The organism is Myxacorys almedinensis A, from assembly GCF_010091945.1.
GTDB lineage: Bacteria > Cyanobacteriota > Cyanobacteriia > Leptolyngbyales > Leptolyngbyaceae > Myxacorys > Myxacorys almedinensis.
Map to the genome: position 1 here is coordinate 88,155 of NZ_WVIE01000010.1, position 25,465 is coordinate 113,619.

Consider the following 25,465-nt stretch of genomic DNA (forward strand, 5'->3'; position numbering starts at 1 on the left):
GAAGCAGGCTATTATCAGCTTGCTCAACCTCATATTTAATTTAATCAACTTGATTAATCAGATTAATCACATCAAGTTGATTAGTCAAGTCTCTATGGCAAAAAAAAACAATCTAAGCTCAAAGGAGATTGAATCACCCCTCAAAAGGCTGCGGGAAGACGCCGGACTGTCACAGCAAGAGTTTGCTAGTCGCATTGGTGTCGGAATTGCCACGATTAGCCGTTGGGAACGGGGTGCTTCGATCGCGATGCTGACGGTTCCGCAGATGAAAGCGCTCTGTCGAATTTTAGGAAAAGCGATCGAAGAACTTCCCGATGAATTTGGACCATCAAAAGAGTGAGATTGCCATCAGATTTGAAAACTGATCAACTTAGCAGGAATTCGTTTTACGGGATTATCAGGCGACTTGATTTTGACATCTGCGATCGTTAAATTAGATGTCTCAGCAGTTTCAAGCCAACGTCTATCTTCAAATGGAAATGACAAATATTTTTCTTCCCGCATTAATGCAAATACTTTTAAAGCGGCATTGCGTTGGTCAGGAATATTGAGATATTGATACACTTTTCGAGGATGATCAATCTGCCACATTCCTCTAATTCTCAAATTAGTAATTCCTAACGGATCAACTTTATTGACTCGTCCTAGCTCCTTAGTAGCACTGAATTCAACACCTTGAATCTCTGATACTCCCTTCGCGATTTTCTGCTTAATCTTCTCGTAAACTTCTCGACTCGCTGCATAGCAATCACCATAGACAAGCCAAAGCGAACTTAATTTCTCTTGATTCACACTGCCGATCGCATAGATCAAATCTCGTTCACTCCAAACCTCGCAAATTCGACATGTTTTTGTAATCATCAGGCTATCTGAAAATAGCTTTGCTGACGGATAGGAGCTATTCAACGCGATCGAGGCAGAGTCTGAAATCAGTTTCTTGACCTCGATCGCATCTCCACCAATAATCATCAAATCTGGAGGATTACTCGCATTACCGAAGTATGAATAGACTCTCTCATACGTTGCTAACTTTTCGTCTTCATTTTGATTGTCTAATATTCCAGCAAAAATATCTTTTACAAAGAGTTCTAAAGCATCACCTGCTGCATTAATCTTATTGTTGCTTCTGTAGTAGTTGACTACATCAAAGACAGGATTTTCAACAAGGTGTTTAATTGCTTTCAGAACATTCGTGCTTCCCACAAAAGATCTAGCTTCTTGGCTCATATGCTTCAAATGCTTAGATGTTTAAACTCAGTTGAAATACCTTATTTGATAAAACTCTAATATCACTGTCTTGCTCTTTCCGTTCAAACAAATCATCATTTATTGCCTGAGCTAATGCATAGCCAAATTTAACAGGGACAGCATTTCCGATCATTTTGTAAGCGTCAGCTAAATCGTTGTAATAGAAAATAATATCATCAGGAAAGGTTTGAATTCTAGCGCATTCTCTAATCGATAATCGTCGATAGGGATGCAATGAATCGGGATCAAACATAAATTTGTCCCGCTCAACATAAATCATTTTGTTTGCCTGCGGATGCATCGGTGCATGGCGTCCACCTGCTTGAATTGTAAAAGAAGGCTCATCCCAAGAACGAACTCGATTACGCGATAGGTAGTGACTAGAGAAACCTCCAATCATATATTCATGATTTGGAACCTGACACAATTCGCCATTAGTCTTGTTTTTTTCTTTTGCAGAAATAGCCAAATCGCGCAAATCCCAAATTGCGTCATACAAACTACAAGCTCTGTAAGAATACGTTTCCAACACATCAAAATTGAAATGCCTACCGAGAGAGCGATGATAGCCCACAAAAATAACGCGCGCTCTATCCTGTGGTACGCCATATTTCACAGTATTTAACAGTTTGTGAGAAACGATATAATTTGCATCTTCAAAGCTCCTAATAATTGAACCTAGTGCCGCAATGTGTTTTTTATGGAGCATTCCAGAAACATTTTCAGCCAAGAAGAAAAGAGGTTGTTTATCTTTCAAGATGCGAACATATTCTAAAAAAAGCTGGCCTCTTGCATCATTCATGCCTTTCTGCGTTCCAGCTTCGCTCCAACTTTGGCAAGGAGGTCCGCCAATAATGCCAACGCACTCAGGAATCTCGCTGGAGCGTATGTTCCTAACATCGCGCTTATCTAAAAAAATGTTTGGATAATTCTTCTCATGAGTGATCCAGATGCGCTTATCGTACTCATTTGCCCAGACAACCTTGAAACCAGCTTGACTGAATCCTAGATCCAACCCTCCACATCCTGAGAAAAGAGAAACAATTTCTTTCACCATTGACAAACCAGCACCATCAAGACAACGTTGGGTTACAGGAATCTGAGACTGCTCATTATTCTACTGCTCACAATCAGGTAATGCAGACCGTGAGTTCACAAGACATACCAAATCCGAAAAGTTTTTGGGCATCAGCAAGGCATGATACACCAATCTACTAGAATGACTGTTTGGGGAAAGTCTTGAACAGACGCTGGCGGCAACGCTAACGCAAGGAGTGAGTCTCAACTTCCCCGTCGCTCTGCCCCTTAATTTCCGCCCATCTAACAGTAGTAGTTATGCCCAAGGTTCTTGTTTCCGATCCCATCGATCAAGTGGGAATTGATATTCTTTCCCAAGTTGCCCAGGTCGATATCAAAACTGGGTTGCCGCCGGAGCAACTGGTGCAAATTATTCCAGAATACGATGCATTGATGATTCGCTCTGGAACTCGTGTCACGGCTGATGTGATCGATGCAGGCAAGAATCTCAAAATTATCGGACGGGCAGGCGTTGGCGTGGATAACGTCGATGTCACCGCAGCGACGCGGCGCGGGATCGTTGTTGTCAATTCTCCGGAAGGCAATACGATCGCAGCGGCAGAACATACCCTAGCGATGATGATGTCGCTGTCTCGGTACATTCCGGATGCAAACCAATCTACCAAAAGTGGCAAGTGGGATCGCAAAAGTTATACCGGAAATGAGGTCTATAACAAGACCCTAGGCGTCGTAGGATTGGGCAAAATTGGCGCTCATGTTGCCACTGTTGCCCGGGCGATGGGGATGAAACTGCTGGCGTACGATCCGTTTGTGTCGGTCGAGCGGGCAGAACAGCTAAATTGCCGACTGGTCGAACTCGATATGCTGTTCCAAGAATCGGATTACATCACGCTGCATATTCCCAAAACGCCAGAGACTGCAAACTTGATTAATGCCGCTGCGATCGCACGGATGAAACCCACCACTCGCATCATCAACTGTGCGCGAGGTGGCATCATCGACGAAGCCGCCCTCGCCGCCGCTCTGCAAGAAGGCAAAATTGCCGGAGCCGCCCTAGATGTATTTGGCTCCGAGCCATTGGGAGAATCTCCGCTCACGGCATTGGGCAAAGAGATTGTTCTCACACCGCACTTAGGAGCCTCTACCGAAGAAGCTCAGGTTAATGTCGCGGTGGATGTGGCTGAGCAAATTCGCGATGTGCTGCTTGGGTTACCTGCGCGATCAGCGGTCAACATTCCCGGCTTGCGCCCTGATCTGCTAGAGCAACTCAAGCCTTATCTGCAACTGGCAGAGACCCTAGGAAACCTGGTTGGGCAGCTTGCAGGCGGTCGCATCGAGTCGCTTAACATCGGCTTGCAAGGAGAACTTGCAACCAATCAAAGTCAGCCGATCGTGATTGCTGCCCTAAAGGGGCTGTTGTCCCATGCGTTGCAGGAACGAGTGAATTACGTCAACGCCAGCATCGAAGCGAAAGAACGCGGAATTCGGGTGATCGAAACGCGGGATGCATCGGTCAGAGACTATGCAGGCTCCTTGCAACTCACGGCTAAAGGATCGCTCGGCGAGCATTCTGTAACCGGGGCGCTGTTAGGAGATAACGAAATCCGCATCACCAGCCTCAACGACTTCCCGATCAACGTTCCGCCCAATCGCCACATGCTGTTTACGCTGCACCGCGATATGCCCGGCATCATTGGTAGCATTGGCTCGTTGCTGGGTGGGTTCAATGTCAATATTGCCAGTATGCAAGTTGGGCGCAAAATCGTTCGAGGGGATGCGGTGATGGTTCTCAGTATTGATGATCCCCTGCCTGACAATATTTTAGAGGAGGTGAAGAAGGTCTCAGGCATTCGAGATGCCTACACGGTGACGCTGTAAATCAGGGATGCTTTACCCAAGCCTAAGCGCGATCGCATCACTGCCCTCTCTCCCTCCCACAGGAGCGAAGACAAACGGCTGGCACGGCATGAGTGAAATCTTTGGTTCTCTACGGGAGAGGGCAATCCGGATCTACCCCCTTCGACTCTTCAGTTCAATGTTCTTCGTTCCTCATCCCTTCTTAATTCATGGCAAACAGTTGGTGGGAAATCCAAGTCCTTGGCGACGCGGCACTAGACGAGATGATCTATTGGCGGCTTGATAAATTTGGCTGCCGAGGAACGTCGAGCCAACTGAAGGGATCATCGTGTTTGGTGTCGGCTTATTTGCCTCAGCAAAAAGCGCAGCTATTAGACTTATCTGCCCTGTCGCTGTGGCTCCGTCAAGATGCGCTTTGCGTTGGCTTGCCTGCACCCGTCGTGCAATGGGGATTGATTGATGAGGAAGATTGGGCGAGCAGTTGGAAGGTGCATTGGCAACCGCAGCCCATCGGCGATCGCTTCTTGATTAATCCGGCGTGGCTCCCCAAACCAGAAGCGTGCGATCGCATTATTCTGCAATTAGAACCAGGGGTGGCGTTTGGCACAGGGGATCATGCCACAACTCAGCTTTGTCTAGAAGCGCTGGAAATGCGCCTTGGCGAAAATCCTCAAGATGTAGTGTTGGCGGATGTTGGCTGTGGTTCAGGAATTTTATCAGTCGGGGCTTTGCTGCTGGGTGCCAAGAAAGCCTACGCCGTTGATATTGACCCATTAGCCGTAAAGGCAACCCATGAAAACGTCGTCTTAAACCAACTTGACCCGCACCGATTGGTGGTGAAAGAAGGCAGCGTTCAGCAGTTAGAAACCATGCTGGTTGAACCCGTAGATGGGTTAGTGTGCAACATTTTAGCGGAAGTAATTATTGACTTGATTCCTCAGTGGAATTCTATCGTGAAGCCCTCAACCTGGGGAATTTTAAGCGGCATTTTACTAGAGCAAGCCAAACCTGTAGCGGATACGTTAGAAGCGAATGGGTGGATTGTGGCAGCCCTCTGGAAACGAGGAGATTGGTGTTGTTTGAATGTGCGCCGATCGTGAGGTGCGATCGCTAAAAATCTCGTCAAACGACGATCAAGGCGTTAGAAGGGGAATCACCCGCGATCGCACCCTTCTAAAATGCTGGGATCAGGCAATCTCTTCAGAGTTGCGGGGTGTGCTAAGGGCAAGTTCTGTGCCGTATAGCTTGCGCCCAACCGCTTCTGCGATCGGCTTTAAACTGCGAACCAACGCGACCATATCAGCGAGGCAAAGCGCTTGACGGGCATCGGAAACCGACTGTTCAGGATCGGGATGGCATTCAACGATCAGCCCATCGGCTCCGCACGCGATCGCGGCTCTTGATAAGTCGGCAATCAGTTCTCGCTTGCCCGCCGCATGACTTGGATCAACCAAAATCGGCAAGTGAGTAATCTGCCGCAATGCCGCGACTGCGCCCAAATCCAACACATTTCTCGTGTAGGCATCGAAGCTGCGGATGCCCCGCTCACAAAGAACAACTTGTGAATTGCCATGGCTGACAATGTATTCTGCCGCCATCACAAATTCTTCGATCGTCGCGGCAAGCCCCCGTTTAAGCAGAATTGGCTTCTTTGCCTGCCCCAACGCCTTCAGCAAATCGAAATTCTGCATGTTACGGCTGCCGACTTGCAACATATCCGCAGCGGCGGCAATCTCCTCAATTTGGGAAATTGCCATCACTTCGGTCACAACCGGCAAGTCATAGCGTTGCCGCACCGATGCCAAAATTTCTAGTCCCTCGCTGCCCATTCCCTGGAAGGCGTAAGGTGAGGTGCGCGGCTTGTAGACGCCTCCTCGGAGGGCTTGAATCGGAGCCGACTTGAGAGTACGAGCGACGGTTTCCATCTGGCTCAAGCTTTCAACGGTGCAGGGTCCGCCGATGATCACGATCTCTGCACCGCCGATAGAGACGAGATCAGAGAGCGGCACGATTGTCTTGTGGTCAGAGGTGAGCTTTGTAACTAGGGTTGCGCCTTGCATTGCGATGACTCCTTAAGAACGAATTCCTGAACAACTAATTTCTGAACAGCAGATGATTGACCAACAAAAAAGCCCAGAACCGTTTGAGTTCCGGGCTGAAGAATTCCATGAAGAACTTTCACCCAGAACGGAGTGGGAGCCAAAAATAGAAGCCGAAAAACCAAAGGGTGAGGGAAGGCATAGGAGGGATAAGGTAGAACTCGATGAAAACAGAAACCCATTAAAAAACCGCAGATGTTACTCTGCGGTTCACCAGGCGAAGACAAGCTTCATTCACGCCGGATGAACCGCCTCTCGCCAAAAAAAGTAAAAGTAGGATGGGATGTAGTGCATCACTAAAAACAATGATTCGGAAGAATGTTGATTACTCTAGACCGTAACAAAGGGATCTTCAGAAGTCAAGTCCCCGGTTGGGGGAGGAGAGCGATTAGCGCAGAGCGCAACTCCGTAGGAACCGCTTCAATTTACCCTGCTTCAAGTTACCCGCAGGGGACGCATCAAAAATTGAGTACATTCATCAACGCACGGGTAATGCAAGCGCGATCGCGGAACGTTTCTGCTTACCTCACTGAAGCAGCGTATTATAGGAACGTTTCTGACGATCCCAGCTACTTATCAACGAACAATGAAATCTACAGTAGAACAAATCCGCCAACGCTTTGACAGCGATGTTGAACGCTTTTCCAATTTGGAGACAGGACAATCTGCAACGATTGATGCACCCGTTTCGTTGGAATTAGTCGTTCAGGCTGCCTCTGCCACTAAACCTGATGCAACGCACGTTTTAGACATTGGTTGTGGCGCGGGAAATTATTCACTCAAGTTGCTCGAAGTTCTACCGCATCTAAACGTTACGCTGATTGATTTGAGTCAGCCTATGCTCGATCGTGCAGTGCAACGGGTTGGTTCGGCGACTTCCGGCAATGTTACCGCTATTCAAGCAGATGTACGAGATTTAGAATTGGGGCAGTCCCAGTTTGATGTCATCTTAGCCGCCGCCGTTTTTCATCATTTGCGCGATGATCAGGACTGGAAACAGGTGTTCACAAAATGCTATCAGGCACTCAAACCCAGTGGCTCGTTGTGGATTGTTGATCTTGTCACCCATTCTACGTCTCAAGTTCACGAGATGATGTGGCAGCGTTACGCAGGCTACTTAACGCAACTCAAAGATGAAGAGTATCGTGATGAGGTGTTTGCTTACATCGAGCAAGAGGATACGCCGCGACCCCTGATGTACCAACTAAATTTATTACGTGAAGTTGGTTTTAATCAAGTTGAAGTGCTTCACAAAAATAGTTGTTTTGCAGCCTTTGGAGGTATCAAGTCAGGGACATGATGGATCAATAGTTTTATAGAACTGTCAGGCAAAATGTTCGTTAAAACAGGTGTCAATTTTGCAATGACTGCACTTCTGCCCTGTAGGATAGCGAAGCATCAATTTTTTAGCATCGCCCCTAGACTATGTTGAACGTGCTTAACTCGAAATCTCTTTTCCCTCTGATCGCAATGTTGATAGACTTACGCCGTGCGCCGATCGCGACGCCTTGGGCAGTCGTTGCCCTTTTGGGAGGAATTGCAGGACTGGTTGCCCCCCTTGCCTCGGCTCAACCGACGCTGGCTCAAACGGCGGCAACCACAACGTGTAGTTTCAATTCCAATGCTGGAACCCCCAACCCTTTGGGAATGCGAACATTTCTCACCATTGAGGAAACGGACGGCAACACGACATTTAAGTATGAACAGTTTCCATCACCCGTCGGCGGAACCCCGGCAGCTACGATCGCATCAACGCGGCAACTGATTGTGTATAAAACTAATCTTGCAGCAGCCCGGCAATTGTTTCTGAACGATCCCAAGTACTACAACGAGCTACGGGGCTTTAGCGAGGGCGACAGCTTCAAAGTAGTTAATGATACGCTGACCTGTCGATCAACTCCGGGATCAACACCGCCCCCCACCAGTTCTAGTAGGGTTTCTGATCTGCCAGATGGCAACTACCGCTTTTGGAATGGTAAAGCGTCAGGAATTCTCAGTGATAATGAACTCCTCAAACGGGGTGGCGTATTATTTCTGTTTCGGAAGCAGGGAAACCAGATCGTGGGATCATTTGGGCAGATCGATAATGTGGGCAGTTGTGTGAAAGGAACCGTGAGCGGCAACACCCTGACTGGAATTGCGATTCCCTACGAACCGTCGCCTAATCCTGCTAGCCGAGCCAATACCTCGTTTGATCCGGGTGGATTTCTGAAACTAGGTCGCTGGCAGAGAGTTGGAAATCGCCATCAGTACGAAAATTCCACGCTAAACCTCGCGAATTTGAATCGCATCAACGTAGGACCGCGTATGCCGATGAGCAGTTGCCCATAGCGATAACCGTTGGATACGGACGTTGATAAAAAAGCCGCCGATCGCAATACTCGATCGACGGCTTTCTAGGGATTTGATATAAGCGAAGTGGTGGACTACATCATGCCCATGCCACCCATACCGCCCATGCCACCCATACCGCCCATGCCACCCATACCGCCCATCGGGTCCATACCCGGAGCGCCAGCCGCTGCTTTGGGTTCAGGCTTTTCAACTACGAGCGCTTCGGTGGTCAAGACCATGCCTGCGATCGAAGCGGCATCTTGCAACGCCGAGCGGACGACTTTGGCAGGATCAACAATTCCAGAGGCGATCAAGTCTTCGTAGTTGCCAGTTAGCGCGTTGTAACCGAAGTTAAAGTCCATTTCGCGAACTTTCTCAACGATCACAAAGCCTTCTGCCCCTGAATTATCGGCAATCTGACGCAGAGGAGCATCGAGCGATCGCACCACAATCTCAGCCCCGATCTTCTCTTCGCTGCTAAGATTTTCTGCCATCGCTGTTACCTTCGCTGCCAAGTGAATCAGCGAAACACCCCCACCGGGAACGATGCCTTCTTCTACTGCCGCTTTCGTGGCGTTGAGGGCGTCTTCGATGCGGAGTTTACGATTCTTCAGTTCGGTTTCGGTGGCGGCTCCGACCTTGATCACAGCAACCCCGCCTGCCAGTTTGGCGATCCGCTCTGAAATCTTTTCTTTGTCGTAGTCAGAATCGCTGCGATCGAGTTCTTGGCGCAGTTGTTCGACGCGCTTCTTCACGTTTTCGCTGTTGTCGTTGTCTGACACGATCGTGGTAGTGTCTTTGGTAATGGTGACTTTACGAGCCGTTCCCAACATCTCAAGGGTGGCTGTGTCGAGACTCATGCCGATCTCTTCAGAAATCACCTGACCGTCGGTGAGTACGGCGATGTCTTCGAGCATTTGCTTTCTGCGATCGCCAAATCCCGGTGCTTTGATGGCGGCTGCATTCAACACGCCGCGCAGACGGTTTACCACCAGCGTTGCCAACGCTTCACCTTCAATATCTTCGGCAATGATCAGCAACGGCTGACCCGCACGGGCAATCTTTTCAAGGACTGGAACCAGGTCTTGAATCGAGCTAATTTTCTTATCGCAAAGCAAGATAGCGGCGTTTTCGTATTCCACGATCAGCCGCTCAACATCGGTGACGAAGTAGGGTGAAAGGTAGCCGCGATCGATCTGCATCCCTTCCACAATTTCCATCTCTGTGGCAAGAGATTTCGATTCTTCAACCGTGATCACACCATCTTTGCCGACTCGATCCATTGCCTTAGCAATCATCGCGCCGACTTCTTCATCGCCCCCCGATGATACGGTAGCAACCTGTGCGATCGCATTGCCTTCGACAGGCTTAGCAACGGCTTGAATTTCGGTGACAAGGGTTGCGATCGCTTTTTCGATCCCGCGCCGCAAACTGATGGGGTTCGATCCGGCTGCCACGTTTTTCATGCCTTCGCGAATCATGGCTTGGGCAAGAACCGTTGCCGTCGTTGTGCCATCACCCGCCAAATCTTTCGTTTTGGATGCGACTTCGCGAATCAGCGCCGCACCTGTATTTTCTAACGGATCTTCAAGTTCAATGTCTTTGGCGATCGTTACCCCATCATTCACAATCTGAGGTGCGCCATACTTCTTCTCTAACAAGACGTTCCGTCCCCGTGGACCTAAGGTCACCCGCACTGCATCAGCTAGGGCATTTACACCCCGCTCAAGCGCCTGCCGGGACTCGTCATTAAAAACAACAATCTTTGCCATAGGTTTAGTTTCATCTCGCAGTTCTCCAATTAGATAATTTAGCACTCACAGCCTCTGAGTGCTAATGCCTTTTGGATCGGAAAACCGTAAGTTGCCTGATTTATCCCGTTTACTATCAAGAAATAGGATGGATAAATCAACGTCGATTGATCGATCAATCGTGCAAAACGGGGGTGGTTCAATGTATGCGATCGTATCTCCTGAGAAAATCAATTTGCCTCCTGGAACCGTCATCCGCCTGCTCGGAAACTGGCAAGACTATCTTGCGCTGACTAGGCAGCGAAGCGACGACAAATCGATTTCCCGCATCAAATACCGACCGGGAGAAATTTTGCTGATGGCTCCTCTACCCGCCCATGGGTTCGACGCCCATATATTGGCAACCATTGTGACCGTACTACTCGACCATTCAGAAGAAGAGTATCAATCCTACACACCCATCACAATGAAACTGCCAGAGAGGAGCGGATTCGAGCCAGCATTTTATCTTTAATGCCTTCCTTTTCTGGGACGATCGCACATCCTAATTTTGGCTCAGCAATTGCTTGATCCCCTCACTCTCTTACGCATCCGTCCGCGAAGTTTGACTCGCCAAATACTGCTTTAAGCTCAACAGGCTGATGGTCTGACCCAAATTGATTGGCAATAGCGAGATCCCTTCAATTCTCGATTGCACCCAGCCGTCTCCCCATGCCCACTCGTGGAAGCCATCAATGCCTTGGCTGAGTAAGAATCGAATCCGATTGGGTTCAGCCAGTTCGACCTGGTGCTGGATTGCGATCGCGCCAATCTGTCCCGTAAATTTCACTCCAGGCTGCAAGGTATCGGGCAACCCGGCAGACAAGCGCTCAAACCACAGCCATTTTTGCAACTCACGGGGATGGGTCAATCCATTCCGCAAGGTCTCTTGAGAAGCCTCAACTTCAATGCGGAGGCTACTTTGCTGAAATGTACCAAACATAAGCAAATCAGGGCAAAACGTTCTCTTCTCCAGTATGGCAGAAGGTCAACCGCCTGTAGTTCCAATTCCTCAGCCCAACGGCATAGATGACAGTTTAGTAGCCTTCTTCCTCGTATTCAGGCTCTTTCTGCTTTTCGGGCAGCTTAAGTTCTTGGGGCTGATAGTCATCTTCTGTTTTCTCTGCCCACGGGTCTTCAGGTGGCTCAGGAAGCTGAAGCTGAGTTGGCGTGGCGGGTTCTTCGATCTCTACAAAGTCAACTTCAATGTCTTCGACATCTTCATCGACAAAATCTTCGTCATATTCAGGCTCATCCTCATAGCGATCGCGGCTCGGTTCCCCATTCGGGTAATCCGCTTGAGGAAGGTAGGCATCGCGGTTACTTGCCGTAGTCCAGTTATCTGCTTCGTCCTCGTCGTAGACAGGTTCACTGTAGGTCGGTTCACTGTACGCAGGTTCGCTATAGGTCGGTTCCCTGTAGACAGGCTCATCGTAGACAGGAGGATACAGTTCTGCCTGCCGCATCTCAGGCTCTGGTTGGCGTCTCTGGATCGGTTCAGGTTCCCAAGTGTCTTCGTCCCAGGTTTCTTCAACCACTGGGGCACGGCGCGGCGGTGCTTCCATCGGCACTTGCTGACCCGACGGTAGCTGATTTTCAGTGCGGATCGGCGCGAGATACTGACCTTCTTCTTCCCGTTCCCATGGCGCTTTGCCGAGACCCAACCGCTCTAACACGCCAACGGTAATTTGGGTCATCCGGTCTTCTGAGCCTTCATACACAATCAAGCGATCGGGACCACTACTGACCACTTCATCAATCGGCAGTTCGTAAGTGCTAACGATCTGATCGGGGATGAGGGGTAGCCCGATCGAGGCAATCACCAGCGTATCGACTTTGCCGCTATCAATGTCGAATCGGAAACCGCGCACTTTACCCAGCAACTCCCCTGTTTCGGTGATGACTTCGCAGCCAACTAAGTTGCTATAAGCCTCAAGATCAACATCTTCGATCACGTTGTCATCATCCACCAAAATCACATCTCCAATCTGGCGAATGCTGGAGAGCATCATCGGTTGGGGGGTGCCGTAGAACAGATTCGGGCGGAGACTGAGAGCTACCACTTCCTGACGATCAATATCAACCCAAAGCTGACTCACCACGCCTAGTCGCTTTCCGGCGGTGCGGGTGATGACCTGAGTTCCAAGAATGTCGGAGCGTTGGCGAAATTCTTCTGTCATTGTGTCCCGAATCCTGCGTTACAAACCTTGTCTACTAATAAAATCATAGTTCCGAATCTCATCATCATATACCTACGGGTATGCGATCCGGGTGTAGCGGTAATCCCTACCGGAAAGATTCGGTAAGCGTGAGCTATACAGAAGCGCTTTGTGGCAGTTTGATTCCCAAAACTTGAGTGTAGGCTCCCCGCGCTTGAGTCACGCCAATCGTCCGTTGAGCCGATTCGATCATCGGACGGCGCAGACTCACGACAATAAACTGTGCTTGCTGTGCCTCTTGTTTGATCATTCTAGACAATCGCTCTACATTTGCGCCGTCTAGAAACATGTCTACTTCATCAAAGGCGTAAAAGGGCGAAGGGCGGTAGCGCTGCAAGGCAAAGATAAAACTTAGGGCAGTGAGAGACTTTTCGCCCCCAGACATAGAAGCAAGGCGCTGAACGGGTTTTCCTTTGGGGTGGGCGATGAGATTAAGCCCGCCGTTGAAGGGATCGTCGGGGTCTTCTAACTGCAACCGTCCATCCCCTTCTGAAAGCGTTGCAAAAATCGCCTGAAAGTTTTTGTCTACGGCTTCGTAAGCTTCCATAAAGGCGCGGCAGCGCAGGGTAGTAAAGGTTTCGATTCTGAGCAATAGTTCGGTGCGTTCATCTTCGAGGGTTTTGAGCTTGTCGGTCAGTTCTTCGAGGCGGGTTTGGGTGCGATCGTACTCTTCTAGCGCCAGCATATTCACCGGTTCCATTGCCTGAAGCCGTTTCTGCATCGAGCGAATGTCGTGCTGGAGTTGACCTAGATTGCGATCGGCATCGACTGGAATATCCGGCAGGGGATCGGGCAAGTCAGCGCGTTGAGATTCGAGTTGCGCTTGCATCTCGATCAGTTGGGCGCGGCGAGCTTGCTGAGTTTCGTGGACTTTATCACGCTGCCAGTTAAGCTGCTGCTGCTGGGTTTGCTGATCGCGGAGTTGGCGATCGACGATATCTCGTTTGCGCCGCTCTTCGCCTAGTTTTTGGTCGAGGGCAGCCATTGCCGTGGTCAGTTCGGCAATGTGTTGACGAACAGTGACTTGCTGACTTGAGTTTTCGGCGTGCTGCTGAAGCTGAACTGTTTGCTGCGATCGCTGCTCGGCGATCCGAATTTGCCCTTGTTCGATCTTCTCTTGCAATCGCTGACGCTGGGTTTCGAGGGTTTGAATGCGTTGTTCAATCGTGCGGAGGCAGAGGTCTTTGTCGTTGAGGTCGGCTTCGAGCGATCTCAAGGCGGCTTGAATCTGCTGCCATTCGCTGTGGGTTTGCGATTGCTCTAGGGTTGCCACCGCCTGACGAAGGTGATCAAGCTGCTGTTCTTGGATCGGTACGCCAGTATCCAACGCTTGCAGACGATGCTGAGCCACGGCGAGGGCTTGGCGATGGGTTTCAAGCTGGGGCGCAAGCTGGTCGCGCTGCTTTTCTAAGCGATCCACCTCTTTTTGCGCTTGCTCGGTGTTGAGTTGCAGTTCACGCAGGTGTTGCCGTGCCTCGATCAGCCATTGAGTCCGTTCTTTTTGGCGATCGCTGGCGCTCAAGATGGCGCGATCGCAGTGCGCCAAGATCCGATCGATTTCGGTGAGCCGGTTTCGCAGGGCAATCACGTCTGGTGATTCGGCGGCAGTGCCTTTGCCAAATTTCAGCGACGATCGATGCCCTGCGCTTCCTCCGGTCATGGCACCACTGGTTTCGAGCAGTTCTCCGCCCAAGGTCACGATGCGATGCTGCCCCAAGTGGCGACGGGCATCCTCTAGGGTTTCAAAAATCAAGGTTGTGCCAAAAACATACGCAAAAATGTCGTAATATTTGTCTTCAAACTCAATCAGATTGACGGCATAATCGAGGCAACCGCGCATTGCCCGTTGGGTCGAGAGATGGGGAATGTGGGGCGCTCTGATCTTATTGAGCGGCAGAAAGGTGGCTCGTCCGGCGCGTCTTTGCTTGAGAAGTTCAATCGCGGCGGCAGCGATCGCATCATCCTCAACCACAATGCTTGCCAGTCTTCCGCCTGCCGCCGTTTCCAAAGCAAGCTGGTAGCGCGGTTCCACCTGCCCCAGTTGCGCCACCAAGCCACACACCCCCGACAATCCCATTTGCAAAATCACCTGTGAGGCTTGGGTTCCTTGGGCTTCCTGAGTGGCTTGCACCTGCGCTTCTAATTTATCTAACTTGCGTTGTTTTTCCCGTTGTTCGTTTAGCAGGCGTGTTTGGGTTTCCTGCTGAATTTTTAGCTCGGTTTCAGCTTCAGACACCGCTTGTGTAGAAGATTGCACTTCCTGAGTTCGTGTTGCTAATTGAGAGTTGAGATTTGCGTGTTCGGTTTGGGTTGCGTGAAGCTGCTGTTCGATCGTTTGCAGCAGGTCGGCTTGCTCTTGAACTTGCCGTTCGAGTTGCTCGGTTTTCTCCCGCAGACGGGCCTGCTCGGTGCGCTGAGGCTCCAAGGTTTTGGTTAATGTTTCGATCTGATGGTGCAATTGGGTTTGCTCTTGCACCCATGCTTCTGCACTCGCCGCAGAATTGCTCGCGTCTTCCCGGCGTTCTTCGAGGTTGCGCCGCGCCGCATCTCGCTGTTGAGTTGCGATCGCAAGTTCTCTCGATCCGACGGTTTGCTGCTCTTGGGTCAGCGATTCTAAGGTTTGCAAATGGTCGCTCAGGTCTTGCTGCGATCGCGTCAAGCTCTTGGTCATCTCGCCACGGGCAACAGTGAGATCGTCGGCTTGGCGCTGAAGTTGGCGCAGTTCTGCTTCGCGGGTTGCCAAGGTCGATTGCACGGCAAGCTGCTCTTCTTCGCCTAGCGATCGCACATGGGCATTCAGCTTTTCTAACTCGATAGACGTTTTCTCAAGCTCGGTTTGCAGCGCGGTTAACTGCTCAGTGAGGTCAACCGTTTGTTTCGCGTCAGATTGAATTTGCTCCTGGACGTTTCGGATATTTTTTTCTGCCTCTTGAAACCGGATGATAACTTCCCATAGCGCTTTTGCCTGAACTTCAGCCCGGAGTTTCTTATATTTCTCAGCCTTCAGCCGATCTTGTGCCAAGCGATCGCGCTGAGCAATTAGCTCGGTCTCGACGATCCGAAACTTATCTTCTTGCTCTTTGACTGCATTCAGTTTGTCTTTGGCTTGGTTAATCTTGCGATCGAAGGATGCTACGCCTGCTAATTCATCAATAATTTCGCGCCGTTCTCGCCCATTCATCGAAATGATTCGCGTTACGTCTCCTTGAAGGACAATATTATATCCTTCGGGGTATATACGCAGACGATTCAATTGTTCATGTAACTCAGTTAACGTGCACGGTTCACTATTGATAAAATAGTTTGAGGTATACGTTCCTTGTTGTGTCACTCGAAGCTTTCTCGTGACGCTCCACTCAGCATTGGCGTTGGCATTTCCATTACTGCCATTCCCCTTATTTTCCCTGTGCCCATTAGACTTATCGCGATTTAATTCAGAGGTGCTTCTATGGGAGCTATCACCGTTGGTAGCCTCATGATCATTAGAATTGAGCGAAACTTCTGCATTCTCTTCATTCGGATTGTTTAGCGCGTTCAGAACCTCTATTTCATCTGACAGATCAAACGTCGCTGTGACGATCGCTTCAACGCTCGATCGCCCTTTGCTGCTCTGCGTTTGGTTCACCAAATCGGGCAACCGCTCTGCTCGCATGCCCTTAGACCCTGCCAACCCCAAGCAAAACAGTAGCGCATCTAGCAAGTTCGACTTTCCGGAACCGTTGGGACCCGAAATCACAGTAAACCCCGGCAGCAACGGAATTGGCGTCGTGCCCCCAAACGATTTAAAGTTAGTTAGTTCAACACGCTTGACGTACACAGGCGGTAGTTAAAACAGGTAAAAATGAAAAATTAGTGTTCAGTTTAGCCTCAAACTAATGTCACGAACCAAAAACTGGCGATTTTTATCATTGATAACACACTTAGAACGGATGATCTATACGAATTGAGAGTCTGCAATGCAATTTTGGTAGAAATTGGTGGTACAAGTTGGTGCAATTCTACAGGGAAACGTACTTTTCGCAACCCTTTCCTTTGTAGACTAAAGCATCACCCAGTTCCTAGTTTCCATAAAACTGTTTTTACTGTTGAGTGAGAATTCTGTAAATGTCATACACAGCAATGGTGATGCTCCCAACGGCTGCTTTGGTTTCCCTTGAACAAGTTGAGGCAAAACTGCGCTCAGCCCTAAATTCTACTGTGGCAGGACAGAGCGGCGCGATCGAGGTCTTTCGAGAAGAGACTCAACTAACGCTGTTTATCAACGACTGGTCGCTTTACATTTGGGCAGATGCGTCTCCGACGGTGCTCGAAGAAACCCAAAGTATTGTGGAGCTATTTGGCTGCGATCGCACAGATCAAGCCGAATTGGCAACCTACGGATTCCGATTTGATATTAGTTGCGATGCCGATCCAGATTTGGAATATTTTGATGACTATGTGCGGGTTCTCAAAGCCATGAAAGAGTTTCCGCAAGCGGTTGTCTTTGATCCAGAAGCAGAAAGCTTTATTTAACGCCTTAGCCCTTTGATCTGTTCGCTCTGCTTTTCTTAGGCTAGCCCAACTCCCAGCGCTAGATCAAGTCACGGCTGATAGGGAAACGCCAAGCCAACCCTCAAAATTTTGCTGTTGAACAGTGGACGGATGCGCGATCGCTTTGAGGTGATGCTGAGTTATGCGAGGGGGGGCAAGGGTTAACGATCGCAGCTTCAACTCATCGCCGTGAAACACCGTCACTTCAATAGTGTCGCCAGATTGGTAGTCTTTCAATCGCTCGTTCAACTGCCCTGCCCCCACGCGCAATCCATCGATTGCCACCAGTTCATCTCCTGGATCGATCGCGGCGCGTTGGGCGGGTAAATTTGCTTCGACAAACTTCACCATTTCGCGCCCGCCTTCCGTTTTTACGGTCATCCCAATAGTGGGTATGCCAGTTTCATCTTGGGAGACCAGACGCAAGCCGAAGCCAGAGAGATACTCGTCAAACGGCAGTTCTTCCGTGCTGTCAATATAGCGATCGCAAAAGTCTGTCAAATCAAATCCTGCCACCGATTCGAGCACAGACTTCAAGTGTTCTGGTGTAAATCCCACCTCGTCTTTACCAAACTGCTCCCACAAATGGCGCATCACATCGTCTAGCGATCGCTGATTTTGATGCCTGCTCCGAATCGCCAAATCTAGCAACAGCGTCACCATTTCTCCTTTCAAATAATAGGAAATTTGAGAATTCGCGCTATTTGAATCAGGGCGATAAAGCTTAATCCACGCATCAAAGCTCGATTCGCTCAATGGCTGTACCAAGCGTCCTGGCGTGGTCAGATAGCGCGAGATTTCTCGACTCAGCGCATCAAGATAGGTTTTTGCATCATAAATCCCTGCCCGAAACGGAATGAGCAAATCGTAGAAGCTGGTTGTTCCTTCGCTAAACCACAGCGATGGCGTATAGTTCTCACGCTCGTAATCAAACACTTCCAATGCTTTAGGGCGAATTCGTTTGATATTCCACAGATGAAAAAATTCGTGAGCGACAAGCTGCATAAACCGCTCATACCCATCTTTTGCCCGGAACCCCAACCGCGAATAAATCAGCGAACAGCTATTTTTATGCTCCAATCCACCAAAGGCTTGAGCCGTTAAGTGTAGGAAAAAAATGTAGCGATCGTAGGGCAGCCCACCAAATATTGCCGCTTCGACTTCTATGATTTTTTGAGTGTCGTTGATGATGCGATCGACATCCAAATTCCCCCGTCCCCAAATTGCAAACTCATGAGACTTACCCAAAACCTCAAAAGGATAAATTTGGTGCTGACCCACTTCAAACGGGCTATCAACCAGCGCATCAAAGTTTTCTGCTTCAAAAGTATTGTTCTCTCGGTTAGAAGGCAGAGCCGTAGTCACAGCCCATCCAGGTGGTGGCACAATCTTGACGCGAATTGGGACATGCTGAAACCCTGCCACAAAGCAGAACAGCGCCGCACTATTGAAATATCCGTGGGTCGCATCTAAATGGTTTGTCCGAACGGTTAACTCGTTGGCAAATACTCGGTAGCAAACTACTAGTTCTGACCTGCCCTGAGTCTCAATCTGCCAATGATTTTTGCTCATCTTCTGCCACCGAAGTGGAGTTCCTTCAGGTTCAGAAAATGCCGCGAAGTCTTGCAAATGCCGTGAATATTCGCGCACTAGATAAGAGCCTGGTGTCCAAACGGGCATTTTTAAATCAAGAGTCTGTGCCTGCCAATCGTGCACCCGTAACGTCACCTCGAACAGATGAGATTCTGGTTGAGGCATCGCCACTTGATACAATATCGCGCAATCGCTTGAGGGTAGAAGGTCTAATCCTGCTGTTGAGGAAGTGCTGACAAGGGGCGGCTCGCGAAGCGAACCTCCGGTAGATTGAGTCAGTTCAAAATCCTCACGGTCCATAGACTTACCTCGCAATAATCAATGAAGAGCGATCGAGAGTGTTATCCCTTATCATGCCTCATTTGTCTGCCTCGCCGCTTACCGCTTTCCCCCCAACTGATTCAACTGTTGAAGATTCATCAGAGAAATGACTTGCCGCTCAGCGTTGACCTTGAGCCAGCCTTTGTCACTCAGCTTTTCTAGAATCTTTGCGGTTTCCTCAACGGTGATATCGGTTACATCTGCTAAATCTCTAGCTGGAATGTTAAAGATTTCGGCTCCTGCGCCTACTTTATCGCCATAATTTTCGCCCAGCAAAGACAAGGTGTTGACCAGCTTGATAGCAGGCGGTTGATGGCGAAGCTGAAAGCGAATATTTGTTTGTCGCAGTCGTCTTACCATGAGTTGCAGCATCCGATGATGAAGCTGCGGATCTTTAAAGAGAGTTTGGATGAATCGTTGAGCAGAAATGCTCAGGAGGCGTACATTGGAGAGGGCAATTACATCAGTCGATCGCGGCGACTCATCGAGAATTGCCATCTCTCCAAAAAAGTCGCCCCGTCCTAAAATCGCCAACGTGGAAACGTCTTCCCCTGTACCAGAGTGCCGTCGAACTTTTACCCAGCCTGAGACGACAAAATAAACCGCATTTCCCCAGGCATCCTCCATCAAAACGGCTCTGCCAGTGGGGTACTCATGCTCAGTTGCAACGGACAGAAGCCAATCCAGCGTTTCTGGATTTGCCGCGGCCAACAATGGAAATAACTCACTGAAAACTTCAGTCTGCATGACAGATCTTCAGGGATAAGCGTGTGTGGTAGAAGGTCACTCAACAACTATGTCTAACAGAGACGCGCTGTTTTCTACAGGTCAGAGAGTTAATGACTTGCTCGGCAGCAAACGCTCAGCAGCAAGTGTCAAACGATCTGATGGTCTGCAAATGAGACGAGTTTGCCGAACTGCTTAGATAGACTGGAGAACACAAGCTATTAGGCGGCAGCCGACAGCATCGCACTCCTCATGCGAGGAAGTAGTGACTCTACATAAGATGCCCATCCAATCACGATGGATTGCTGATGCGCTAAAGTTTCTAAATTAATGTGGTCGCCCGCATAGCTAATTGGCTCACCTTCTAGATCGCAACAGACCAAGCCGGCGGTTTGAGCGATCGCAATTGAGGCAACCGTATCCCATATCTTCACCCGTTTGTTGAAGTAGACATACATTGCCGCTTCTCCTAAGGCTGCATTCACGACCTTCAAGCCAAAACTGCCAGGAGAGCGAACAAATTCCAAATCTGGAATTGCTTCACTCAAGAGGGTGCCAAAGTTGGCGAAATCAGCTTCGCCAATCATCACTTTAGGACGAGCAGCGCGGGAAGGCTCGACGGGGTGCAACACTTCAGGAGCAGCATCTCCTTGAGTTCTCCAGATGCCAGAAGTTGAAGTGCTGTGATACATCAGGTCAAACTCTGGAGCGTAGATCCATCCGGCGCTCGGTTCTATCACGGTTTTGTGACCCGCGCCCTTTTTCTCTAACACGCCTACTAAAACCGAATAGTTGCGATCGCCTTGAATGAAATCGTTTGTCCCATCTAGCGGATCAATACACCACAGCCGATGATTTGCTTGAAAATAGTGTCTAGAACCAGCGTTTTCTTCTGAGATGATGCGATCGCCAGGAAAGAGGGCTGTAAATTGCTCGGTCAAGGCGCGATCCAAGGCTTGATCCACACTCGTCACAAAATCATTAGGACCCTTCTGAGATACCTCAAACGCTTGAGATGCCAGATATTTTGCTTGTTGCCCACACGATCGAATAATCTGGCGAATTTCAGCGTCTAATACTAGGTCGGTCATAGCGAATCCTCACAGCAGTGCCATTTTGACACAAAAAACGGGCTAACCCTAAGTTAACCCGCCAGCTTGGGAACGCGCAGAGAAACTACTTTTGAACAACCAACTTAACGTTGGCATTTTGCAATCCAGGGCGCTTGACTTCAGCCAAAGTTCTGTTCACAGCGTACTTCTGGTTGATCGAGTTGATCAGTTCAGTCTGGTTGTGCTTCTTAGCAACACCCCAGAGGTCAGCGATCAAGTCGAAAGAACCATCTGCGTTGCGAGACCAGCCCAAATCGTATTCACCCTCAAGAACAGCAACGATGTCAGCACGAACACGCTGTCCGTTATAACCGCGAACATCAGCCTCGGTCTTGGTGGCAATGCCCAAGTCACGAAGAGAAGAGGTAAGGATTTCAGCTTCAGTGATTTTGGTACGTAGGGTGCTAAAGTGAGACATTGGGGTTTCCTCCGTGGAAAGTTGAATACAACGACAACGTTTTTTTGTTGAGAATCGCAATCAGCGCTCAGTGGAAACCTGAAGCCTAATTGCTGTTTGGCTGCTGGCATCAAGCCAGCCTTTCCTCCTGTTGGGAGCAGGAGAAAGCTTTAGAACTCAAGTCGCTGATACTCAGCAACTGAGGACGCCGCAGGTCGCGCTCGCTGCCTAGCCCAGTCCCGTAGGGCTGTTACCTGCTCGGTCATTGTCTTAGATAGCGGCATCGTAGCTCGGCACGCCGCAATAATATCTAGTTGAGTAAACTCTCGGTCTTGAGCAAAAGCGTCATACATTGCAGCGACTAGCGCTTGCTCAATTTCTGCTCCTGAAAAGCCATCGCACACATTGGCTAGCTGATCGAGATCAAAGCGAGTAATGTCGCGGCGACGCTTGATAAGGTGAATGTCAAAGATCTCTTTGCGCTCTTCGGCATTGGGCAAATCGACAAAGAAGATCTCATCAAAACGCCCTTTCCGTAGAAATTCTCCAGGGAGCCGCTCGACTCGGTTGGCGGTTGCCATCACAAAGACCGGAGAGGTTTTCTCTTGCATCCAGGTTAAGAACGAACCAAAGATACGGCTAGAAGTGCCACCATCTGAATCGGATGACCCAGTACTGCCTGCGAATGCCTTGTCCATCTCATCAATGAACAGGATAGCAGGAGAAATTGATTCGGCAGTCTTCAAAGCATTTCGCAAATTCGCTTCCGATCGCCCGACCATTGAGCCGTCGTAGACACGACCCATATCGAGCCGAATCAAAGGCAACCCCCACAAACGGGAAGTGGTTTTTGCAATCAACGACTTGCCACATCCTGGAACACCCAAAATCAGCATGCCTTTCGGCTGAGGCAACCCATACTCTCGTGCTCGCTCCGTAAAGGCATTAGAACGCTGTTTCAGCCAACGCTTTAGCTCCTCTAGACCGCCAACAGACTCGATCGTTTCATCCTCTTCCATAAACTCTAGGATGCCATTACGACGAATCAGTTGCTTCTTCTCTGAAAGAACAATATCAACTTCTTCTTCGGTCAGGCGACCTGTAGTAACATATGCCTTTCGATAGACTTTCTCAGCTTCGTCGCGAGTCAATCCCAGCGCTGCTTTCAAAAGCTTTTCACGAGTTTCCGTCGTGATACGACGGGTACGAATTTGGTCAAGCTGGCTTGTCAGGACCTGATCGAGTTCTGTCATGCTTGGCATTGCGAAATCAATCACGACCACTTCCTTCTCAAGCTCGATCGGCACCTCTTGAACCGGAGACATGAGCAGAATTGATTTTTGCGTGCCTTTAAAGCTTGCGATCGCATCCCGCAACCATCGCTTTACGGCTGGAGAATCAATGAACGGATGCAAGTCCTTGAACACAAAAAGCCCAGGTTCTTTCTGTCGCATTACCCACTCAATCGCAGCTTCAGGGGAAACTGTATTGTGCTGAGTCACGTTGCGGGGCTGACCATATTCAACAATACCGTGCGTCACAGTCCACAAAAACACGCGACGCTGAGGTTTGGCTTGGGCGATCGCGGCGATCGTTTGCTCTGCCCGCTCCTCTTCGGAAGTCACTAGATAAATTAGGGGATATTGAGCCTGTACGAGAATATTTAGCTCTTCTTGCATAACCACTGACCTACCCGAAACGGTGCAGAAACAATAACCAGCTTCTCAATCAAACTCTCAATCCAACATTGCGAAATCTTTGTTCAGCCAACGTTAGCAACTTTAGCAAGGAACTAACGTCTCCTGATTGGAGGATTCGCTTGCTGCACCAACCTGAATCTTTTCACCAGCAGGAAGACCTTCCTCAAGTAGAATTTCATCAGATTGTTGACCGAGCGGGGCTAACTCACCATCCCGTAAGACAACAGGGGTTGTACATCCGGGGCAGTTATAAACTCGATGTGCTTGTCCATGAGCCGCTTCCACTTGCTCTACTACTTCAGGATGAGTGAGGTAGAAAACGAGCGCTTTCTCAGCGAGGGTTGACATCGCCTCGGAAGCCACTGCCGCTCTAATTTTTAGTTGGCGATGCAGTTCGGGTGGAAGATACAACGTAACTTTCTGCTTGTCTTGCATATCTCTTTCAGTCGTTTTACCCGGGTATGTATAGAACAATATCCAGGGAATTGTAGACTGTCAAGACGGTAAACCAGCATGACGGCAATATTGTTACAATGCTTAATAATATGAAGGACATTCATCGATATCCATGCTCGCAACGTACCTTAGGGCAGATGCTAAAACTCGTGCCGTGGGGAATCTGTTTCGCGATCGCGCTCGTTGGCTGCCGCTCAACTGAGTTTGGGTTGCCCGATCGATGGGAAACCTATCGGAATCCTCGCTATTCATTTGAGTTTCCGTACCCAGCAGGGTGGCAGCCTGCCGATTTGCCGGACAATCGAGATGGGATTGCTTTTCGAGATCCACAAAATCCGCAGGTTGAGCTTCGGGGCTGGGCAAGCTTTTTGCGGATTTCTAGCCCGTCTGGAACCGGAACGTCGCCCAAATTACCTGCTTCCTCAGCCCCGACGAACGTGCGTCAAGCCAAGCCCCTTCCTGCCCCTCCTCGCCCAACACGGGTTCCCTCACCCCGTCCTAGCCTGTCGCCCCCAAACTTTACGACTGAGCAAGGTATCCAAGGGACGCTGCAAGCCCAACTTGGTCCTCAAACTAGCTCTCTAACGTTAGTCCTCAATCATACGAATGTTCAATACTATTTGAGAGGAAGCGCTCCGAGTCAGCAATTTGATGCATACTACCGATTTTTCAACTACGTGGCACGTCGGTATCGAGTTCCTATAAATTAATCTCCACCATTGACCTAGTAGATTGTCAACGGTGAGTTGAGGAGAAGAGGCGTGAGAGGGGTTGAGTTGAAGCGAAGAGGCGTGAGAGGGAGATGGGGCTGGGTGAGAGATGGCACCCTTATGCCTCCATCCTGCTTTAGCTGATGAAAAGCTACCTAATTTGCTGGAGTTTGCCAGATAGCAATTGAGCATAACTTTGGCTGCCAAACTGTCGAGCGAGTTCGACTGCTTTTTGCAAATCAGACCGAGCGGCTTGGCGATCGCCGATTTCCTCGTAGGCACGGGCACGGTATTCGTACGACTTAACTGACTGAGAATTTCGCTGAATCGAGGTCGAAAAGTCTTGAATTGCAGCGCGGTAATCTCGTAACCAAAAATAAGCAACGCCGCGATCGAGATAAGGGCGACCTTCGCTCTGAGGCGCAACTCTGGTCGCTTGAGTAAAGATATCTACCGCACCGGTATAATCTTTAGCCGCAATTTTCTGATATCCTCTCTCAATCAACTGCCAAACGGTTTCCTGCGCTCCTTGTGCTCCTCTGACTTGATTTAACTCTAAAAGATTGAGTTCTCCTTGATAGATGTGCCGAGCCGTCTGAAGAACTTGCAGAGACGTACTCTTTTGAGAATCGCTTAGCGACTGCTGAAAATCACCCAATCGCTGGCGCACTAATGCCAACCCAGAGTAGGCGCTAGCAGCGTTTGGATCAACTTGCAAAATTTGCTTGTAGCTTGCGATCGCGTTGTGCAAATCTCCTAACTGAATATATGCAAACCCCTTGCCGCTATGGGCTTCTTTAAACTTTGGATCGATGCTCAGGGCGCGATTAAATTCCTCGATTGCACTTTTGTAAAATCTGGCTCTGAGTTTTTGCAATCCTCGCTCAAAAAAAACATGGCTGCTCTGAGCTTGTTCTTGAACTAAAATAGGCTGACTGGCGCGCGCCACAGAATGGGTAAAAATGACCTCGAAACTAAGCAGCACAAGCATGATGCTACGCCAAGCAAAACGGGATGCAGAGAGAGAAACTTTTCTGCACGAAGATCTATTCATAGGTCTAATCTGAGTACAAAAGGCGACTACTAATCGAAAGCGCACCCGCTCGCTCTTCTCAGCCAGCAACTTTCAGAGCGCTTCAATCGTTGAAAGGCAGACCTTGTGAAGAGCGGAGTGATTTAGTAGTGCCCAGTTGTGCGCCCTACGATCGCAGTAAAATCCTCAGTATTTTCACAACTAAAAAAATGTGCTGCTAAAGCATGATTTCTTCGTCGCATCATCTTAAAAATAAACTCTTAGAAATTAAAGTCTTCTATCTCGGTTTAGGAATTCACAGA

The 25,465-nt window shown here is 49.3% G+C and carries 22 protein-coding genes; 8 read left to right on the forward strand and 14 right to left on the reverse strand.

Translation table 11 applies throughout. From position 1 onward, the window contains the following. The first annotated feature begins 94 nt into the window (after positions 1-94). Entirely contained in the window at positions 95-340 is a 246-nt protein-coding gene (locus GS601_RS10545; protein ID WP_162423241.1) for a helix-turn-helix transcriptional regulator, read from the forward strand. An 8-nt stretch (positions 341-348) separates the two neighbouring features. Here the strand turns inward: GS601_RS10545 and GS601_RS10550 are convergent, their stop codons facing one another. Continuing rightward, positions 349-1,227: an NgoPII family restriction endonuclease gene (locus GS601_RS10550; protein WP_162423242.1), complete on the reverse strand. Its 879-nt coding sequence runs from the start codon at positions 1,225-1,227 to the stop codon at positions 349-351. Between the two features lie 13 nt (positions 1,228-1,240). Further along, complete coding sequence (locus GS601_RS10555) at positions 1,241-2,305, reverse strand: DNA cytosine methyltransferase (protein WP_162423243.1); 1,065 nt, start codon at positions 2,303-2,305, stop codon at positions 1,241-1,243. Positions 2,306-2,583: 278 nt separating this feature from the next. Here GS601_RS10555 and serA point away from each other — a divergent pair, with 278 nt between their 5' ends. Together serA and prmA are read left to right on the forward strand one after the other, a co-directional pair. Beyond that, entirely contained in the window at positions 2,584-4,164 is a 1,581-nt protein-coding gene (serA, locus tag GS601_RS10560; protein ID WP_162423244.1) for a phosphoglycerate dehydrogenase, read from the forward strand. 188 nt (positions 4,165-4,352) lie between these two features. Further along, on the forward strand, positions 4,353-5,243 hold the full coding sequence (gene prmA / locus GS601_RS10565; RefSeq protein ID WP_162423245.1) for a 50S ribosomal protein L11 methyltransferase: 891 nt from the start codon (positions 4,353-4,355) through the stop codon (positions 5,241-5,243). A gap of 87 nt (positions 5,244-5,330) precedes the next feature. Here prmA and aroF read toward each other — a convergent pair whose 3' ends face one another. Next, on the reverse strand, positions 5,331-6,203 hold the full coding sequence (gene aroF / locus GS601_RS10570) for a 3-deoxy-7-phosphoheptulonate synthase (protein WP_162423246.1): 873 nt from the start codon (positions 6,201-6,203) through the stop codon (positions 5,331-5,333). A gap of 625 nt (positions 6,204-6,828) precedes the next feature. Here aroF and GS601_RS10575 point away from each other — a divergent pair. Together GS601_RS10575 and GS601_RS10580 are read left to right on the forward strand one after the other, a co-directional pair. After that, positions 6,829-7,542 carry a class I SAM-dependent methyltransferase gene (locus tag GS601_RS10575; RefSeq protein WP_162423247.1) on the forward strand — a complete coding sequence of 238 codons (714 nt, stop codon included), beginning with the start codon at positions 6,829-6,831 and terminating at the stop codon, positions 7,540-7,542. A gap of 170 nt (positions 7,543-7,712) precedes the next feature. Further along, positions 7,713-8,573: a hypothetical protein gene (locus tag GS601_RS10580; protein ID WP_162423248.1), complete on the forward strand. Its 861-nt coding sequence runs from the start codon at positions 7,713-7,715 to the stop codon at positions 8,571-8,573. A 95-nt stretch (positions 8,574-8,668) separates the two neighbouring features. Here the strand turns inward: GS601_RS10580 and groL are convergent, their stop codons facing one another. Further along, the gene (groL, locus tag GS601_RS10585; RefSeq protein ID WP_162423249.1) at positions 8,669-10,348 is read right to left on the reverse strand and encodes a chaperonin GroEL; all 1,680 of its coding nucleotides are present in this window, start codon (positions 10,346-10,348) and stop codon (positions 8,669-8,671) included. A 127-nt stretch (positions 10,349-10,475) separates the two neighbouring features. Here groL and GS601_RS10590 point away from each other — a divergent pair, with 127 nt between their 5' ends. Continuing rightward, a complete protein-coding gene (locus GS601_RS10590) occupies positions 10,476-10,841 on the forward strand; it encodes a PDDEXK family nuclease (protein WP_162423250.1) in 366 nt (121 codons plus the stop codon). Between the two features lie 69 nt (positions 10,842-10,910). On the opposite strand, the gene GS601_RS10595 is transcribed toward GS601_RS10590, so the two are convergent. From GS601_RS10595 to smc, 3 genes are all read right to left on the reverse strand, one after another. Then, entirely contained in the window at positions 10,911-11,309 is a 399-nt protein-coding gene (locus GS601_RS10595) for a hypothetical protein (RefSeq protein WP_162423251.1), read from the reverse strand. A gap of 94 nt (positions 11,310-11,403) precedes the next feature. Continuing rightward, positions 11,404-12,546 carry a PRC-barrel domain-containing protein gene (locus tag GS601_RS10600; RefSeq protein WP_162423252.1) on the reverse strand — a complete coding sequence of 381 codons (1,143 nt, stop codon included), beginning with the start codon at positions 12,544-12,546 and terminating at the stop codon, positions 11,404-11,406. A gap of 133 nt (positions 12,547-12,679) precedes the next feature. Then, entirely contained in the window at positions 12,680-16,402 is a 3,723-nt protein-coding gene (gene smc / locus GS601_RS10605; RefSeq protein WP_162423253.1) for a chromosome segregation protein SMC, read from the reverse strand. 287 nt (positions 16,403-16,689) lie between these two features. Here smc and GS601_RS10610 point away from each other — a divergent pair, with 287 nt between their 5' ends. Further along, positions 16,690-17,097: a hypothetical protein gene (locus GS601_RS10610; RefSeq protein ID WP_162423254.1), complete on the forward strand. Its 408-nt coding sequence runs from the start codon at positions 16,690-16,692 to the stop codon at positions 17,095-17,097. Positions 17,098-17,160: 63 nt separating this feature from the next. Here GS601_RS10610 and GS601_RS10615 read toward each other — a convergent pair whose 3' ends face one another. The 6 genes from GS601_RS10615 to GS601_RS10640 form a co-directional block, all read right to left on the reverse strand. After that, on the reverse strand, positions 17,161-19,008 hold the full coding sequence (locus GS601_RS10615) for a M61 family metallopeptidase (protein ID WP_162423255.1): 1,848 nt from the start codon (positions 19,006-19,008) through the stop codon (positions 17,161-17,163). A 78-nt stretch (positions 19,009-19,086) separates the two neighbouring features. Beyond that, positions 19,087-19,776: a Crp/Fnr family transcriptional regulator gene (locus GS601_RS10620; RefSeq protein WP_162423256.1), complete on the reverse strand. Its 690-nt coding sequence runs from the start codon at positions 19,774-19,776 to the stop codon at positions 19,087-19,089. Positions 19,777-19,976: 200 nt separating this feature from the next. Beyond that, positions 19,977-20,846, reverse strand: a complete 870-nt coding sequence (locus GS601_RS10625; protein WP_162423257.1) for a 3'(2'),5'-bisphosphate nucleotidase CysQ family protein — start codon at positions 20,844-20,846, stop codon at positions 19,977-19,979. 85 nt (positions 20,847-20,931) lie between these two features. Beyond that, a complete protein-coding gene (locus GS601_RS10630) occupies positions 20,932-21,285 on the reverse strand; it encodes a DUF1257 domain-containing protein (RefSeq protein WP_162423258.1) in 354 nt (117 codons plus the stop codon). 149 nt (positions 21,286-21,434) lie between these two features. Next, the gene (gene ycf46 / locus GS601_RS10635; protein WP_162423259.1) at positions 21,435-22,943 is read right to left on the reverse strand and encodes a stress-responsive protein Ycf46; all 1,509 of its coding nucleotides are present in this window, start codon (positions 22,941-22,943) and stop codon (positions 21,435-21,437) included. Positions 22,944-23,045: 102 nt separating this feature from the next. Beyond that, positions 23,046-23,399, reverse strand: coding sequence for a slr0373 family blue light stress response protein (locus GS601_RS10640; RefSeq protein WP_162423260.1), 354 nt, complete (start codon positions 23,397-23,399; stop codon positions 23,046-23,048). A gap of 110 nt (positions 23,400-23,509) precedes the next feature. Here GS601_RS10640 and GS601_RS10645 point away from each other — a divergent pair, with 110 nt between their 5' ends. Then, positions 23,510-24,130, forward strand: coding sequence for a hypothetical protein (locus tag GS601_RS10645; RefSeq protein ID WP_202925001.1), 621 nt, complete (start codon positions 23,510-23,512; stop codon positions 24,128-24,130). Between the two features lie 151 nt (positions 24,131-24,281). On the opposite strand, the gene GS601_RS10650 is transcribed toward GS601_RS10645, so the two are convergent. Continuing rightward, entirely contained in the window at positions 24,282-25,121 is an 840-nt protein-coding gene (locus tag GS601_RS10650) for a tetratricopeptide repeat protein (RefSeq protein ID WP_162423261.1), read from the reverse strand. Between the last annotated feature and the right edge of the window lie 344 nt (positions 25,122-25,465).

Bases quoted from the DNA above. Each gene is read 5' to 3' on its own strand.
- GS601_RS10545 (WP_162423241.1), top strand. From the start codon at position 95: ATGGCAAAAAAAAACAATCTAAGCTCAAAGGAGATTGAATCACCCCTC.
- GS601_RS10550 (WP_162423242.1), bottom strand. From the start codon at position 1,227: ATGAGCCAAGAAGCTAGATCTTTTGTGGGAAGCACGAATGTTCTGAAA.
- GS601_RS10555 (WP_162423243.1), bottom strand. From the start codon at position 2,305: ATGGTGAAAGAAATTGTTTCTCTTTTCTCAGGATGTGGAGGGTTGGAT.
- serA (WP_162423244.1), top strand. From the start codon at position 2,584: ATGCCCAAGGTTCTTGTTTCCGATCCCATCGATCAAGTGGGAATTGAT.
- prmA (WP_162423245.1), top strand. From the start codon at position 4,353: ATGGCAAACAGTTGGTGGGAAATCCAAGTCCTTGGCGACGCGGCACTA.
- aroF (WP_162423246.1), bottom strand. From the start codon at position 6,203: ATGCAAGGCGCAACCCTAGTTACAAAGCTCACCTCTGACCACAAGACA.
- GS601_RS10575 (WP_162423247.1), top strand. From the start codon at position 6,829: ATGAAATCTACAGTAGAACAAATCCGCCAACGCTTTGACAGCGATGTT.
- GS601_RS10580 (WP_162423248.1), top strand. From the start codon at position 7,713: ATGTTGATAGACTTACGCCGTGCGCCGATCGCGACGCCTTGGGCAGTC.
- groL (WP_162423249.1), bottom strand. From the start codon at position 10,348: ATGGCAAAGATTGTTGTTTTTAATGACGAGTCCCGGCAGGCGCTTGAG.
- GS601_RS10590 (WP_162423250.1), top strand. From the start codon at position 10,476: ATGGATAAATCAACGTCGATTGATCGATCAATCGTGCAAAACGGGGGT.
- GS601_RS10595 (WP_162423251.1), bottom strand. From the start codon at position 11,309: ATGTTTGGTACATTTCAGCAAAGTAGCCTCCGCATTGAAGTTGAGGCT.
- GS601_RS10600 (WP_162423252.1), bottom strand. From the start codon at position 12,546: ATGACAGAAGAATTTCGCCAACGCTCCGACATTCTTGGAACTCAGGTC.
- GS601_RS10610 (WP_162423254.1), top strand. From the start codon at position 16,690: ATGTCATACACAGCAATGGTGATGCTCCCAACGGCTGCTTTGGTTTCC.
- GS601_RS10615 (WP_162423255.1), bottom strand. From the start codon at position 19,008: ATGGACCGTGAGGATTTTGAACTGACTCAATCTACCGGAGGTTCGCTT.
- GS601_RS10620 (WP_162423256.1), bottom strand. From the start codon at position 19,776: ATGCAGACTGAAGTTTTCAGTGAGTTATTTCCATTGTTGGCCGCGGCA.
- GS601_RS10625 (WP_162423257.1), bottom strand. From the start codon at position 20,846: ATGACCGACCTAGTATTAGACGCTGAAATTCGCCAGATTATTCGATCG.
- GS601_RS10630 (WP_162423258.1), bottom strand. From the start codon at position 21,285: ATGTCTCACTTTAGCACCCTACGTACCAAAATCACTGAAGCTGAAATC.
- ycf46 (WP_162423259.1), bottom strand. From the start codon at position 22,943: ATGCAAGAAGAGCTAAATATTCTCGTACAGGCTCAATATCCCCTAATT.
- GS601_RS10640 (WP_162423260.1), bottom strand. From the start codon at position 23,399: ATGCAAGACAAGCAGAAAGTTACGTTGTATCTTCCACCCGAACTGCAT.
- GS601_RS10645 (WP_202925001.1), top strand. From the start codon at position 23,510: ATGAAGGACATTCATCGATATCCATGCTCGCAACGTACCTTAGGGCAG.
- GS601_RS10650 (WP_162423261.1), bottom strand. From the start codon at position 25,121: ATGCTTGTGCTGCTTAGTTTCGAGGTCATTTTTACCCATTCTGTGGCG.